Consider the following 14,641-nt stretch of genomic DNA (forward strand, 5'->3'; position numbering starts at 1 on the left):
ATTTAAAAATAACCTTCTTTTTTACGGTCTTCCATTGCAGCGTCAGAGCGCTTATCATCGGCTCTTCCACCCCGCTCGGTCACACGCGACGCCGCCACTTCCTGAATAATATCTTCCAGAGAATTGGCTTCAGAAAGTGTTAAACCGGTACAGGTAATGTCACCGATGGTCCGACAGCGTACCTGCATCATTTTCGGCTTTTCATTCTCTCTTAATTTCATAAACGGTGCCGTGGCCATTAACACACCATCCCGTTCAAAAACTTCCCTTTGGTGGGTGTAGTATAAGGATGGCAACTCAATATTTTCCATATAAATATATTGCCAGACATCCATCTCGGTCCAGTTGCTAATGGGGAAAACCCGGAAATGCTCGCCCATATTTTTGCGGCCATTAAACAGGTTCCATAACTCAGGTCGCTGGTTCTTGGGGTCCCACTGGCCAAACTCATCTCTGTGTGAGAAAAAACGTTCTTTCGCACGGGCTTTTTCTTCGTCACGACGACCGCCGCCCATGGCCGCATCAAACTTCAATTCTGCCAAAGAATCCAAAAGGGTGATGGTTTGAAGCTTATTGCGACTGGCATTATAACCACTCTCCTCCTGAGCCCGGCCCTTGTCGATAGAATCCTGCACCAATCGAACAATACATTTGGTGCCGGTTTTTTCCATCAACTGATCGCGGTAGTCCAGTGTTTCCTGAAAGTTATGCCCGGTATCGATGTGCATTAGGGGAAATGGGACGCGGGCAGGAAAAAACGCCTTACGTGCCAAATGAAACATCACAATGGAATCTTTCCCGCCAGAAAAAAGCATGACAGGATTTTCGAACTGTGCAGCCACTTCCCGAATAACGAAAATGGATTCAGCCTCCAATTCCTTTAAGTGATTAACTTGATACTTATCCATGAGTTATTGTTTACATCATTAATTCAATCATAAAAAAAGCGTCTTTTTAAAAACGCAGGTGGCCGGGATGCAACGGCAAACTTAGACGCTTCCATTAAAAGCACTACAAATTTAACGCTTTAAATGGATATTTAGAAATTATCCGATGGCCTGTAAAAAAAAGGCCGCCTAAATCAGGCGGCCTTTACATCTCTTAGAACCCTGTATCATTCATTATACAAGAGTTCGTAAACCCATTATATCAATAGGAATAAAACGATTACAGAAAGATATTTGCGTATTAATACGCATTGGCTTTAATCAAGATCCTGAATCAGGTCTTCGTCAAAACTCTTGTTGTATTGCTCCATGGCACGTAAACTCATTCCCATACTGGAGAAACCGCCATCATGAAACAGGTTCTGCATGGTCACTTTTTTGGTCAGGTCTGAAAACATGGCCACACAATAGCTCGCGCAATCATCGGCATCCGCATTGCCCAGAGGCGACATACGATCTGAAAAATCGATCAAACCATCGATGCCTTTGACTCCACTACCAGCGGTGGTGACGGTGGGCGACTGACTAATGGTGTTCACCCGAACCTTTTTCTCACGACCATAAATGTAACCAAAACTACGGGCAATGGACTCCAGCAAAGCCTTCGCATCTGCCATGTCATTGTATCCGTAAAGGGTACGTTGGGCTGCCACATAAGACAAGGCCACAATGGATCCCCAATCATTCATCGCATCCATTTTAAAGGCGGTCTGGATAAGCTTGTGAAACGAAATAGCAGAAATATCGAGTGTTTTGGCCAAATAATTATAGTCCAGGTCGTTATAAACCCGCTTTTTTCTCACGTTGAGCGACATACCAATGGAATGCAGAACGAAATCAATTTTTCCGCCCAAAACTTCCTGTGAGGTCTTGATCACATTTTGCAAGTCCTCAATATTGGTAGCATCCGCAGGTATAACTTCTGCACCGGTCTTTTCAGCCAGTTCCATTACGCTACCCATCCTGCATGCAACGTGGGTATTAGAGAGTGTAAATTGAGCGCCTTCAGCATGTGCCATCTCCGCCACTTTCCAGGCGATAGACATGTCATTAAGGGCACCAAAAATAATCCCTCTTTTTCCTTTTAAAAGATTATATCCCATTTTAGTTTTGATTTTTGAAGCTACAAATATAAGGTATAATCGGGCAGAAATAAAAAGAATACATTCTTTTATCTTTATTAAATCTATTTAAGGATTAGCGCATCAGGTCTTTGGCGTTGCTCAAAGCGGCCTCAGAAAGCTCCGAACCACTCAGCATACCAGCTATTTCCAACACCCGTCCTTCCTCATCCAGTGGTCTGATTTCGGAGATGGTTTGGTGGTCGGTATCTCTTTTAAAAACCTTAAAATGATGTTGACCTTTACCGGCTATCTGAGGCAAATGGGTAATACTGATCACCTGAATGTGTTGGGCCATTTCCTGCATAATGCGGCCCATTCGGTCGGCAATCTCCCCCGAAACGCCGGTATCAATTTCATCAAAAATGATGGTCGGCAAGCCTTTGGCAGACGACAAAAGCGACTTGATGCACAGCATCAAGCGTGACATTTCACCTCCTGAAACCACCTTTGGAATATCACACAGCTCTCCGTTTTTATTCGCTGAGAATAAAAACTGAATAAGGTCTGCCCCATCCTCCCTAAACTCATCGGACAAAAGATGGGATACCTTAAATCGGGCATTGGGCATTCCCAGGCCCGCCAATTGGGTCTCGATGGTTTTTTGAATGGTCCCAAAAACTTTCAGACGGCTCTCGCTCAGGGTGGATGCCAACTTCTTAAGGGTTTGTTCCTTTTCAGAAATGGCCACATTTAAGGCATTTAATTCGTCGTCAAAAGCATCCAGACCGGTGAGCTTTTCATTCAGATCCGCCAATAAATCGAGTAAGTCCTTGTTGGTGTCCACATGATGTTTCTGCTGCAAAGAGTAAATCAAATCCAGGCGATCCTGAACCATGCGAATGCGCTGGGGATCAAATTCCAGGCCCAGGGCCTTTTCGCCAATTTCACGGGCAATGTCCTTCAACTCGATATAGGTCGACTGCAAGCGATCCGAAAGTTCTCCGGCCCCTTCTAAATAAGTGCTGATTTTAACGATCTCCTGGTGAATTTGATGCAGACCATCCAAAACAGGCATTTCATGCTCCACCAAAAGCAAATTGGCGGAAGCCAGCCCCATTTTAATTTCCTCTACATGCGAGAGCTGCTCCAGTTCCTGCTCCAGACTTTCCTGTTCCGTTTCCTGAAGTTGGGCTTCCTGCAGTTGATCACGCTGAAACTCCCAATAGTCCCGATCCGCCTGTTGTTTCGTATGGCGTTCAACCAGGCGATTCCTTTCCTTCAAAAGTCGCCTCCACTCTTTAAATTCGCGGCTGTAGGCAGCCCTTTCCCGACCATTGTTGGCCACCGTATCGACCACCGTTAACTGGAAATCATAATTTCCCAATAACAGGTTCTGATGCTGCGAATGTATATCGATGAGTTTTTGCGACAGTTCTTTAAGAAAATTCAGGGTGACAGGCGTATCATTGACGAAAGCACGGGATTTGCCCGAAGGCAGAATTTCACGCCGTATCACCGTTTCGTGATCGTAATCCACATCCTCCTGCTCAAAAAGCCCTTGCAGTCCGTAACCACCCAGATTAAAGCCCGCTTCCACGACGCACTTCTGCTCCTTATCTCTGATGACGGAAGTGTCACTACGTTGTCCCAATATCAGCGAAAGTGCGCCCAGCATGATGGATTTTCCGGCGCCGGTTTCCCCCGTAATAACGGTAAAGCCAGGGTTAAAGTCTATCTGAGCCGCATCAATCAAAGCATAATTGGTGATGGAAAGATGATATAACATAGTCAATTCTTTACCAGCAAATGTAATAATTTTAAAAAAGAAAATGACCGGTGAAAAGGCGATCAGCGACCATCATTCTTTAAAAGGTCCTGGTACTTGTCGGCGTTGGCCGGATCAACCTCCTTAAGTGTGTTCACCACACGCCCCTTTTCCATGGATGGTGCATTGGCGAAAACATTGAGCAACTCCTCCGTTTTAGCATCAAAGAAAAAACCCAAAGCAAAGGAATTGGGACGCTGGCGGTAAACCTTCTTTAGCATTTCCAATGCCGAACCCAGATTGGAACGACCCTCCTCCGGCTTTTCAGCCATAAGATCCATACCCCTTCGATGATACTGATAAAAACAGGTACGTAAGGGCGAATGATCCTCACTCAAAATATTTTCCATCAACCAATACCTGTTGCGGGTACTCTCAAAAGATTTCCACCCACTCTCCCGGGCATTTTGTGACATGTTTACGATGTTTTGCGCCTGCTGGAAATAAGGGGTACCCCCATTGGCGCTATAGGAATCATAATCGTAACCTAAAATTACATAAGCATAATAGGCCAAAATGGCCACCAGGTTAGATTCCATGGTATTGGGATTGTAAATCAGGGGCTCAAATTCCACGTACCTGAAGTGAAGATTCTGATCCAGGTAATTCACCAACGGAGAATTGTAAGATGAATTATAAACCGGTCGACGGGCCTGGACCTGAATGGTGCCTTTAAATTCATCACTACCAATCACTTCACGAATATTGATAAGGATGGAACAATCAATGCGCTCCTCTGATTTATAAATATGCTCCGTCCACCGTTGACCATTCATAAATTCCATGATGGATGTCTGCAAGGTCTCAAAAGCCCCCCGATTGGTTCCCTGAACCCCGGGCGCCACCACCTGAACCATACAGCGTAATTCCTGAGCCTTCAGGCGGGTTCCGGTCATCATGGTTAAAAAAACCAGTAAAAAAACTATTTTGTTTCGCATTGTCATTCAACTATTCATGAATGGGATGACTAAACGGTTACCGTCTCCCTTTTTTTTAATACGGCCTCCAAATAATCCACAATATCTTTGGCCACTTCTGCTTTACTCTTTAACGGAAAATCTTCTTTTTTATTTTCACGATCGATAATGGAGACCTGATTGGTATCGGCCATAAAACCAGCACCTGGCACGGCCAGTGAGTTGAGAACAATAAAATCCAAATTCTTAGCCACCAGCTTCTTAGCCGCATTGGCAGCTTCGTTATTGGTTTCCAAGGCAAAACCGGCCAGCACCTGTCCGGCATGCTTCATCCGCCCCATTTCCATGGCGATATCCGGATTGGGCACCAGATTCAGGGAGAAATGATCACCCGACCGCTTAATTTTTAATTCACTGGGATGTTCCGGTCTGTAATCGCTCACGGCCGCCGACATGATAGCTGCCTGGCAATGGGGAAAGCTTTCCATGCAGGCTTCGAACATCTCCTGAGCATTGGTCACGTCGATTCTGTTGATCAAGGGATGATGGGCTGTCAAATGAACAGGTCCGGCAATTAACTCGACTTGAGCACCCCGTTCCGCCAATTCCTCTGCCAGGGCAAAACCCATTTTACCGGATGAATAATTACCCACAAAACGAACCGGATCGATGGCTTCATAGGTGGGACCAGCCGTCAACATCACCTTTTTACCGGTCAACGATTTATTTTTCTCCGCATTCATGAAAAACCTCTCCAGGCATTCCACAATGGCTTCAGGTTCCTCCATTCTTCCCTTTCCCAGCAGACCACTGGCCAATTCGCCGCTGGTCGGTTCAATCACCTCACACCCCCAGCTTTTGAGGGTTTCCATATTGCGTACCGTTGACGGATGCTGAAACATATCCAAATCCATGGCCGGTGCAATAAAAACCGGACAACGAGCCGACATGTAAGTGGTTATCAGTAAATTGTCGCATATTCCCCCGACCATTTTCCCCATGGTGCTGGCCGTTGCCGGTGCAATAAGCATAAGGTCTGCCCACAAGCCCAGGTCCACATGACTGTTCCAGCTTCCATCCTTATTTTCGAAAAAATCGCCCAATACGGGCTTACCCGACAAGGCCGATAAAGTGACCGGTGTGATAAACTCCTTGCCGGCCGAGGTGATTAGAACCTGCACCTCGGCACCCTGTTTTACCAGCAAGCGCAAAAGAATGGCCGACTTATAAGCAGCAATGCTACCGGTAACGCCCAAAACAATTTTCTTTCCCTTTAACATCTTTATAAAGTTAGATCACAAGATATAAAACCCTGCAGGTATCAACAAAAAAAAGATAAAAGAAACTGCGTTTTCTTTTATCTTTTTAATAATAACTTTTAAGGCATGGCATTTCTTGTTAAGGTATGAACATCCCCATCAATTACGCCCTGTCAAAAGGCTTATATAATATCGGTACTTTCCTCTTTACCAGGATTACGGAAATAGACATTTCCATCCATGAATTCCGTAACGGCCAAAGCAGATGCTTTGGGCAGGCGCTCATAAAAACGTGAAATTTCTATTTGCTCACGGTTCTCAAAGACCTCTTCCAAATTATCCGTATAAGAGGCAAACTCCTGAAGTTTACGATTAAGTTCTTCTTTCATTTCCACACTTATCTGATTGGCTCGCTTGCCCACAATCATCACTGATTCATAAACATTACCTGTTGAGGCAGATAATTTTTGCGTATCCCAGGTAATGGTATTGTTCGGGGCTTTTGACTTTTTATAATCCATAATTATCAATTAATAAGAACCTGTTAATATTAATTCAACAATGCCGTTGTTACTTCGAATATTTTGTTGGCGTTACTTAAATATTCACTTTCAGGATACTCATTGATAAAAGAGTAGTACTCATCCAGTGTATTGCGCAAACGCTCTTCCTGCTTTTCTTCCACACTATTGATGGCCTCCAGATATTTGGCATCCAGAATCAAAAAGGACAACTCCTCGCGATATTGGGTATCCGGATAATCGTCCAGTGTATTCCGGGCGGCAATGACGGCCGACTGGTAATTATTACCCATATAATTGCCCAGATTATAATACAATTTGGCATTCAGATAGGCCTTATATACCAGTTTATCCCGCAGTTCATCCATTAAAATGGTAGCCTCTTTAGCCCTTTCACTGTTGGGATAAAGGTTGATGAACAGCTGAAAACCATCCAAAGCCTTATAGGTGGCCGATTGATCCAAACGGGGGTTTGGTGAAAGCTCATAGCTACAAAAAGCGGCCATAAATTGGGCATCTTCCGTCCGATCGCTGGTTGGATAGTTTTGAACAAACATGCTGAAATAATGTTCGGCCATCAGATAGTCCTTCATGTTATATAAGCAATCGGCGTATATATAATGTGAGGTTTCTGATTTTTCTGTGCCCCGGTAAATTCCAATCAACTCACTAAAGAGTGTGGATGCACGCAAATAATCCCCTTGCTCGTAATAAACCAAGGCCTTTTCGTACTTCAAATCATGGTCTGTACTCTTCAAAAGCTTTTGATATTCGCTGCAAGAGGCAAGGACAAAAAGCATCGTCACAAAAACTAAACTCCTAACTATCAAGTTGTTTCTCATAATTAAATCACATTGTTTCTACTCACAGACCTCGTCCGGAAACATCCTGCAAAGATAGATATTTCCGCACAATTCCCTAATTATTAAACCCCTATTTTTGCTGGTAATCACTAGTTGGTACAATTTATTACCAGACCTCTGGCCATGAGCAAATATCAGACCAAAGAAAGAACCATCCACCATCCGTTCAACAATAAAACACCCCTTCCACTGCGCGTCAGGAAAATAATTTCCTGACGGATAATGGGGGGAATATCCAAAAAAGATTACCTTTGCCCGGGAAATAATTTAAAACTTATTAACGTGGATTTATTTAATAAGATAAACACCAGCATGGGGCCCTTGGGCCAATACGGTAAAGAAGCCCATGGTTATTTCATGTTCCCTAAACTGGAAGGGGAAATCAGTGCGAAGATGAAATTTCGCGGTAAGGAAGTGCTGACCTGGAGTTTAAACAACTATCTGGGTCTGGCCAACCATCCTGAAGTACGCAAGGCAGACGCCGAAGGCGCAAAGGACTGGGGATTAGGCTATCCGATGGGTGCCCGTATGATGTCGGGACACACCAGTAAACACGAAGAACTGGAAGCCCAATTGGCCGAGTTTGTTAAAAAAGATGATGCCTACCTGCTCAATTTTGGTTACCAGGGCATGGTGTCCATCATTGATACTTTGGTGAACCGCAACGATGTGATCGTTTACGATTCAGAATCGCACGCTTGTATTCTGGACGGATTGCGCTTGCACATGGGCAAACGCTATGTATTCCCTCACAACAATATAGAAAACCTCAGAAAACAGCTCGAGCGAGCTACGGCACTGGCTGCCAAGCAAGGAGGCGGAGTACTGGTGATTACTGAAGGGGTATTCGGCATGGCCGGAGACCTGGGTAAACTGGACGAAATTGTGGCTTTGAAATCAGAATTCGATTTTCGTATTCTGGTGGATGATGCACACGGATTTGGTACCATGGGTAAAACCGGAGCAGGGGTAGCTGAGCATTTTGGCGTAGAAGATCAAATAGACCTGATCTTTGGAACCTTTGCCAAGTCAATGGCCGGAATAGGCGCTTTTATAGCCGGACGCGAGGATGTAGTGAGTTATTTGCGCTACAATATGCGTTCACAGATTTTTGCCAAGTCACTGCCCATGCCTATGGTGATTGGAGCATTGAAGCGACTGGAACTGTTAAGAACCCAACCTGAGCTAAAGGAAAAACTCTGGACAGTGGTCCACGCCCTTCAAAAAGGCCTGCGCGAAAAAGGATTTAATTTGGGTCATACCGAAAGTCCGGTAACCCCCATATACCTGGATGGTTCCGTACCTGAAGCGACTGAGCTGACCATGGATCTGAGAGAAAATTACAACATTTTCTGTTCCATTGTGGCCTATCCGGTCATACCCAAAGGACAAATTATGCTACGCATTATTCCTACCGCCGTCCACACACTGGAGGATGTAGAATATACCATCAAAGCCTTTGCAGAAATTAAAGAAAAACTGGAAGCCGGCAAATACAAAAGTGATAAAATTGCCAGCCTTTAGTTACCATAGATCATTAGAATATATCCATGATATTCAGCAATTCATTCGCTGAATTTGGTGCATAATTATCAAAGTCTAAACATTTAAAGCCCGCTTTCTGAGGAATCAGAAAGCGGGCTTTCGCTTTGAGAAAGTCCCGGTTAATATTTTTTAACTAAACTCTTAGTCACTTTTTTATCATTTTACTTGACCGACTAAATTCTTAGTCGTAAGTTTGTTTGGAAGGATTGATAAAAACAACAGACATGCAACTAACAAAAGCAGAAGAACAGGTCATGCAAATACTTTGGCAACTGGAAGAAGGCCCGGTTCGCGACATCAGGGAACAGTTCCCGGATCCAAAACCGGCCAGAAATACAGTTTCAACCATCGTTCGCATTTTAGAAAAGAAAGGCTATGTAGATCATAAAACCTACGGCAACGTACATGTTTATTATCCACTGGTGCAAAAAGAGACCTATTCGAAAAGTCAATTGTTCGGACTGATCAAAAACTATTTCAACAATTCATTCCCGGCCATGGCCTCCTTTTTCGCTAAAGAAAAAGACCTGTCCATTCAGGAGCTGGAAGAACTGTTGGAGGCCACCAAAAAGGAACTGGCTGCAAAAAAAAAGAACATCTAACTCAAAATTAATGATATGGAACCTTTTTTATTGTACCTCATCAAATCCAATCTTTGGTTGAGCTGTTTTGCATTGGTCTATTACCTCTTTTTGCGCAACGAGCGCTTCTTTCTGCTCAACCGAATTTACCTGTCCACCGCTGCCTTGGCAGTACTGCTTTTGCCGCTATTAGATTTAAGTTATACAGACTTTCAACTTTCAACCAACAGAGAAAGTGCCATCCTGGTTGATGCCCCCATCATCAATGGTGTTGTAGCCATGGATGAATCGGTTCCCTTGAACTGGCAAGGCCTGGCACTTATCCTGCTCATCATTGGAAGTCTGGTAATACTTACAAAGCTTGTGCTTCAAATTTCCCATATCGTTTCACTCATTCAACATTCAAAAGTTGAAAAGCGGTCGTCCCTGTTTGTGGTCCGGTCACCCAGAATCAAAGTCCCGTTTTCATTTTTCTCTTACGTGTTTGTCAATCCTTCCAATTCACCAACCGAAATGAGAGAAATTCTGAAACACGAGGCGGAGCACATCCGCCAGCAACACTGTAGATTTGCTGTTGTCCGAATTGCTGGTCCTTGTTATGTGGTACAATCCACTGGTCTGGCTATTTGGACACTTCATCCGACAAAACCATGAATACCTGGCCGATGAAATGGTACTCAGGAACACGACCAACCCCGGTGCATACAAAGCCGTACTCATCAACCAAATATTTGGAGGCGAGGTCATCAGACTGGGGCACATGTTCAGTTATTCACTTAATAAAAAAAGATTCGCCATGATGACATTACAAACAAGCCATACCATCAAAAAGCTCAAATTCCTATGGGTTATTCCCGGTGTAATAATTATTGCACTGGCCTGCTCAGAACTGGATGAGCAATACGCGGAAACAGATGCCTCAGCATCTGCCGAAATGACCATTCCCGAACGGGAGGACGGCATGATTTACGTCATTGACGGAAAAATTCATGAAGTCCATGAAAAGGTCATCCATGAAGTGCTTCAACCGGAAGCCATTCAATCCATACACGTTTTCAAAGGTCAGCAGGCGCTTGAGAGGTATGGCAACCTGGGCAAAAACGGGGTGATTGAGATTGTCACAAAATCCAAGGATTTTGGTGAACGCCTGACCACCTATCACAAAAACAATCAGGGAAATATTCCTTCTGAACCACAAACAGACAGTGAAGGTCGTGCCGTATTTATGGTGGTGGAACAAATGCCCGAGTTCCCGGGTGGACAGCAGGAACTGATGAATTATTTGGCGACCAGCATTGTGTATCCGGAACAAGCCATAAAAGAAGGCATCCAGGGACGGGTTTACATTCAGTTCATCATTAACACGGAGGGCCGGACCGAACAGGCTAAAATTTTGAGAGGGGTTCATCCACTTCTGGATAATGAAGCTCTCAGAGTGGTTCAGGAGATGCCCACATGGCAGCCCGGCAAACAAAAAGGACGAGCTGTAAGCGTATCCTACACAGTGCCAATTAACTTCAAATTGCAGGACGAATAATCATTTCCTTTAACCCAATCATTCTTTTTAACTTCATCCGGAGGACCTGATCTTCCGGATGAAGTGCGTTTAATTCCCGTCCAAACAATTTCATTGGCAGATTGTTAACCAGCATACAAACCATAAAATATTATTTCCATGAAACGATTATTTACCGCAATCCTGTTGATGGCCCTTACAGCACCTTTATCTATGGCGCAAATTCAAAAAGACACTTTCACCACCAATCAGGGAGAACTGGAAATCTGGCACATTGGACACGGAACGCTGATGTTTAAATTCGGGGAAAATATCATTCACGTCGATCCTTATAGCAAGCTGACCGACTATAACCGCTTGCCTAAAGCCGACCTGATTCTCATTACCCATGAACATGGAGACCATCTGGACACAGCCGCCATCAACGCCATCAGAAAACCATCCAGTGATATTATTCTGACGAGCGTTTGTCGGGAAATCATTAGAGAGGGACAGACCATAGCCAACCATGAAACAACCACCTGGAACAACTTGCTCATCGAAGCCGTACCCGCATACAATCTGGTGCATAAACGTGACAACGGGGAATTTTATCATCCCAAGGGACGAGGAAACGGCTATATTCTGAACTTTGGTGACAAGCGGGTATATGTGGCCGGGGACACCGAGAACATTCCTGAAATGAAAGCGATTCAAAACATTGACATCGCCTTTTTACCGATGAACCTTCCCTATACCATGACACCGGAAATGACCGCAAAGGCTGCGAAGCTGTTCAATCCAGCCATTTTGTATCCCTACCACTACGGCGATACCGACACCAACATTTTGGTTAAGTTGATGAAGGACAACGGAAAAACGGAAGTCCGCATCAGGTAGTTTGGATAAGGTGATTCGGATTGGGTGATTAGGAAGGGATGTGCCCAAAAAGAGACAATAGTTCTCTGATTTCCTCTACCTTATCAGGCTGGTTGCTGCTTTCAAAGGCATACAATAAATTGTTCAGCATGCGCTGAACAATATCTTTATTGCTGCAAGGCAAAAAGTAGGAAACATCGGGTTCCAGTTTTTGCTGATGGACAAAAAACTCAATTTCCTTGCGGCCTAAAACGGCGCCCTTGTTGATGGCATTGATATAAAACAAAATAGAAATTTCTTCTCCTTTACCTACGGCAGCCAAATCGCCGGCTTCATCCAGATAAGCCAAAACAAAATTCTTGGGTAAATTAACGCCCAGAATGGGCAATCCCAATCGTTGTGCGACCACCGAATAAATAACTGATAAGGATATGGGGTTCCCCTTCCGGGTATCCAGCACATCACAAATCAAGGTATTTTGCGCCGCCATAAAATTGGTATTATTGCGCGTAAATCCATGAACATCAAAGAGAATGTGATTGATGATACGCACCTTTTCAAGAGCTGTTAAATGATCGTTGAGTTCCAGCCAGATATCCTTACGAATTTGATTGATTTTATTGTTGACATCCTCATACCTGAGCTCCGGATACTGGTATTTTGAAACCAGATAAGCCCCATACAGCAAGTCATCATCTGAGCTGGACAGCCATTGGCGCAGACCGGTTTTCACATCTTTGAACTGAAGTGTGTGAATTAAATTTTCAAGCCTTCGCTGGTAGGTGGAATCCAAAGTAGACTCCCAGGCCTTTTCCAGGTCGGGCACAATGCCAACCTCCTCTTTCAACAACTCACCTTCAACCGTACTAAAGACCTCATCGCTGGGGTCGTCCAGCAAACTGATTAAGGCAAGAATCTTGTTCTTTTCCATACATTCTGTTAATGAGAGTGAACACTATAATTCGTTAACAACTCAATTATTATTAGTTGATGGAAATCAACGATTCAAATTATTCAAAACATACTCAACCAACAGCTTGACCTGTTGCTTGTAATCCTTACTATAGGTGCCCGCCAAACGGTTGGCAATTATCACACAAACGGTAGCCGCCTGATGTCCCAGTAAAGCTGAGAGCCCGTATATGGCCGAACACTCCATCTCATAATTGGTCACCCGTCGATCCGCCCAACTGAAAGCCGTAATTTTTTCATTAATATCCGGCATGGCAATCGGCAAGCGAACGACTCTGCCTTGTGGACCATAAAATCCGGGTGCAGAAATGGTTACGCCCTTATGCACCTGATCTCCATTCAATGCCTGCAACAATGAAGCGTCGGCATTGATCACATAAGGGGCCGTCAAACTTGAGAGCCACCCGGTGGAGGCAACAAAAGCGGACTCAAAATCAGCATCACATACTTCCTTGCGTCCTTCATAGAAATTCAGTAACCCGTCAAAACCGATCGCCTTCTCACTCAACAACCAGCTATCCGTCGGCAGATCTTTCTGCAACGAACCGGATGTGCCAATACGAACAATTTTCAAAGTCTTATGTTCCTGTCTGGGTACGCGGGTCTCAAAATCAATATTGACCAGTGCATCCAATTCATTCAGAACAATATCTATATTATCCGTACCAATTCCAGTTGACACTACCGTAAATGCTGTTCCCTTAAAAAGACCGGTTTTCCAGACAAACTCCCGATTAGCTCCCTCGTGTAAAATTTGCTCAAAGAAGCCGGCAACCATATCGACGCGACCTGGATCACCAACCAGAATAATCCTTTCGGCTAACTCTTTGGGTTTTATATGGAGATGAAAAATACTTCCATCCGGGTTGATAATTAATTCTGATTCAGGAATACGGATCATTTACCTTGATTTAATTTTCCAACAGCTCTGCCAAACAACATAAACCATTGACCTGTGAACACAAAAATTGAAGAATGAATTCAAGTCAATACGCTTATATAAAATAAGCCTTTGTCCTAAGAGCTATTATTACTCAAATTAATAAAAAAATATTGAATATCCAACAATATTATTATCAACACCCCTGTTAATAATTTGACTATCAAATGCCTCTTAAACCAGAAACGAATCATAATAATAAATACAAAAATAAGCCCGGCACAAAGTTATCAATTACCGCCACCTCTTATTCATTTAAAAACAAAGCTATAACACTAATTAGGCATTATTGTTTTTATTTAATCGACCAACCAACTTGACTTGCTTGCCAATATCCGGCCTGACTACCGATTTATATTAAAGAAGTTCGTTGCAACTGTCAGCCAACACCTCCAAAAACTTATCCTTCAAAAACCCCTCCCCTTTTATCCGCTATTAAGCAGTTTCTTGCTATTTTTGCAAAAAAAGAAAAACCATGATACAAAGAATTCAATCCGTTTACCTGTTTTTGGCATTGATCATTACCGGGAGTCTCTTCTACTTGGATCTGGCTGACCTGGCCTCACCTGAAAACGCTTACACGCTGACCTATAAAGGACTGATAACAACAGGAGAAGCCTCAACCATGGCCATGCCTGCCATGGCCCTGAACATTCTGTTATTGCTCGCCGTTGCACTAACGGCTGTTACCATATTCCTTTACAAAAAGCGCATGATTCAAATACGACTTTGTGCCTTAAATATGGCTTACATGCCGGTATATCCATTATGATTTTCTATTTTGGAAAAATGGCCGCCAAAGAATTCCAGACAGAACTCAGCTTCAACTGGCC

Annotated in this window: 15 protein-coding genes; 6 read left to right on the forward strand and 9 right to left on the reverse strand. The window is 43.8% G+C overall.

Annotation, left to right across the window (positions count from 1 at the left end; translation table 11 throughout):
* Nucleotides 1-2 precede the first annotated feature (2 nt).
* The 7 genes from cysD to JCM15548_RS13600 form a co-directional block, all read right to left on the reverse strand.
* On the reverse strand, nt 3-908 hold the full coding sequence (gene cysD / locus JCM15548_RS13570; RefSeq protein WP_062126410.1) for a sulfate adenylyltransferase subunit CysD: 906 nt from the start codon (nt 906-908) through the stop codon (nt 3-5).
* A gap of 296 nt (nt 909-1,204) precedes the next feature.
* A complete protein-coding gene (locus JCM15548_RS13575) occupies nt 1,205-2,050 on the reverse strand; it encodes an enoyl-ACP reductase FabI (protein ID WP_062126413.1) in 846 nt (281 codons plus the stop codon).
* Nucleotides 2,051-2,144: 94 nt separating this feature from the next.
* Nucleotides 2,145-3,797: a DNA repair protein RecN gene (recN, locus tag JCM15548_RS13580; RefSeq protein ID WP_062126415.1), complete on the reverse strand. Its 1,653-nt coding sequence runs from the start codon at nt 3,795-3,797 to the stop codon at nt 2,145-2,147.
* A gap of 62 nt (nt 3,798-3,859) precedes the next feature.
* A complete protein-coding gene (gene porD / locus JCM15548_RS13585) occupies nt 3,860-4,774 on the reverse strand; it encodes a type IX secretion system protein PorD (RefSeq protein WP_062126418.1) in 915 nt (304 codons plus the stop codon).
* 29 nt (nt 4,775-4,803) lie between these two features.
* Nucleotides 4,804-6,033, reverse strand: coding sequence for a bifunctional phosphopantothenoylcysteine decarboxylase/phosphopantothenate--cysteine ligase CoaBC (gene coaBC, locus JCM15548_RS13590; RefSeq protein WP_062126421.1), 1,230 nt, complete (start codon nt 6,031-6,033; stop codon nt 4,804-4,806).
* 161 nt (nt 6,034-6,194) lie between these two features.
* Entirely contained in the window at nt 6,195-6,533 is a 339-nt protein-coding gene (locus JCM15548_RS13595; RefSeq protein WP_062126424.1) for a DNA-directed RNA polymerase subunit omega, read from the reverse strand.
* 29 nt (nt 6,534-6,562) lie between these two features.
* A complete protein-coding gene (locus JCM15548_RS13600) occupies nt 6,563-7,375 on the reverse strand; it encodes an outer membrane protein assembly factor BamD (RefSeq protein ID WP_062126427.1) in 813 nt (270 codons plus the stop codon).
* Nucleotides 7,376-7,678: 303 nt separating this feature from the next.
* On the opposite strand from JCM15548_RS13600, the gene JCM15548_RS13605 reads away from it, so the two are divergent.
* The 5 genes from JCM15548_RS13605 to JCM15548_RS13625 all read left to right on the forward strand — a co-directional run bounded on the left by JCM15548_RS13605 (nt 7,679) and on the right by JCM15548_RS13625 (nt 11,917).
* A complete protein-coding gene (locus JCM15548_RS13605) occupies nt 7,679-8,920 on the forward strand; it encodes an aminotransferase class I/II-fold pyridoxal phosphate-dependent enzyme (protein ID WP_062126449.1) in 1,242 nt (413 codons plus the stop codon).
* A gap of 245 nt (nt 8,921-9,165) precedes the next feature.
* On the forward strand, nt 9,166-9,543 hold the full coding sequence (locus JCM15548_RS13610) for a BlaI/MecI/CopY family transcriptional regulator (protein ID WP_062126430.1): 378 nt from the start codon (nt 9,166-9,168) through the stop codon (nt 9,541-9,543).
* Nucleotides 9,544-9,558: 15 nt separating this feature from the next.
* A complete protein-coding gene (locus tag JCM15548_RS13615) occupies nt 9,559-10,176 on the forward strand; it encodes a M48 family metalloprotease (protein WP_062126434.1) in 618 nt (205 codons plus the stop codon).
* Entirely contained in the window at nt 10,121-11,059 is a 939-nt protein-coding gene (locus JCM15548_RS21180; protein WP_083985149.1) for a TonB family protein, read from the forward strand. The genes JCM15548_RS13615 and JCM15548_RS21180 overlap by 56 nt, the downstream gene beginning before the upstream one ends.
* Before the next feature lie 138 nt (nt 11,060-11,197).
* Nucleotides 11,198-11,917, forward strand: a complete 720-nt coding sequence (locus tag JCM15548_RS13625; RefSeq protein ID WP_062126437.1) for an MBL fold metallo-hydrolase — start codon at nt 11,198-11,200, stop codon at nt 11,915-11,917.
* A 28-nt stretch (nt 11,918-11,945) separates the two neighbouring features.
* Here JCM15548_RS13625 and JCM15548_RS13630 read toward each other — a convergent pair whose 3' ends face one another.
* Both JCM15548_RS13630 and JCM15548_RS13635 read right to left on the reverse strand, forming a co-directional pair.
* The gene (locus tag JCM15548_RS13630; protein WP_062126440.1) at nt 11,946-12,827 is read right to left on the reverse strand and encodes a transglutaminase-like domain-containing protein; all 882 of its coding nucleotides are present in this window, start codon (nt 12,825-12,827) and stop codon (nt 11,946-11,948) included.
* A gap of 66 nt (nt 12,828-12,893) precedes the next feature.
* The gene (locus JCM15548_RS13635) at nt 12,894-13,769 is read right to left on the reverse strand and encodes a nucleoside phosphorylase (protein ID WP_062126443.1); all 876 of its coding nucleotides are present in this window, start codon (nt 13,767-13,769) and stop codon (nt 12,894-12,896) included.
* Between the two features lie 514 nt (nt 13,770-14,283).
* Between JCM15548_RS13635 and JCM15548_RS13640 the strand changes: the two genes are divergently transcribed.
* Nucleotides 14,284-14,580, forward strand: a complete 297-nt coding sequence (locus JCM15548_RS13640) for a DUF4293 family protein (RefSeq protein WP_062126446.1) — start codon at nt 14,284-14,286, stop codon at nt 14,578-14,580.
* Nucleotides 14,581-14,641 lie beyond the last annotated feature (61 nt).

The sequence above is a fragment of the Geofilum rubicundum JCM 15548 genome (assembly GCF_000974365.1).
In the GTDB taxonomy this organism is placed as follows: domain Bacteria; phylum Bacteroidota; class Bacteroidia; order Bacteroidales; family Marinilabiliaceae; genus Geofilum; species Geofilum rubicundum.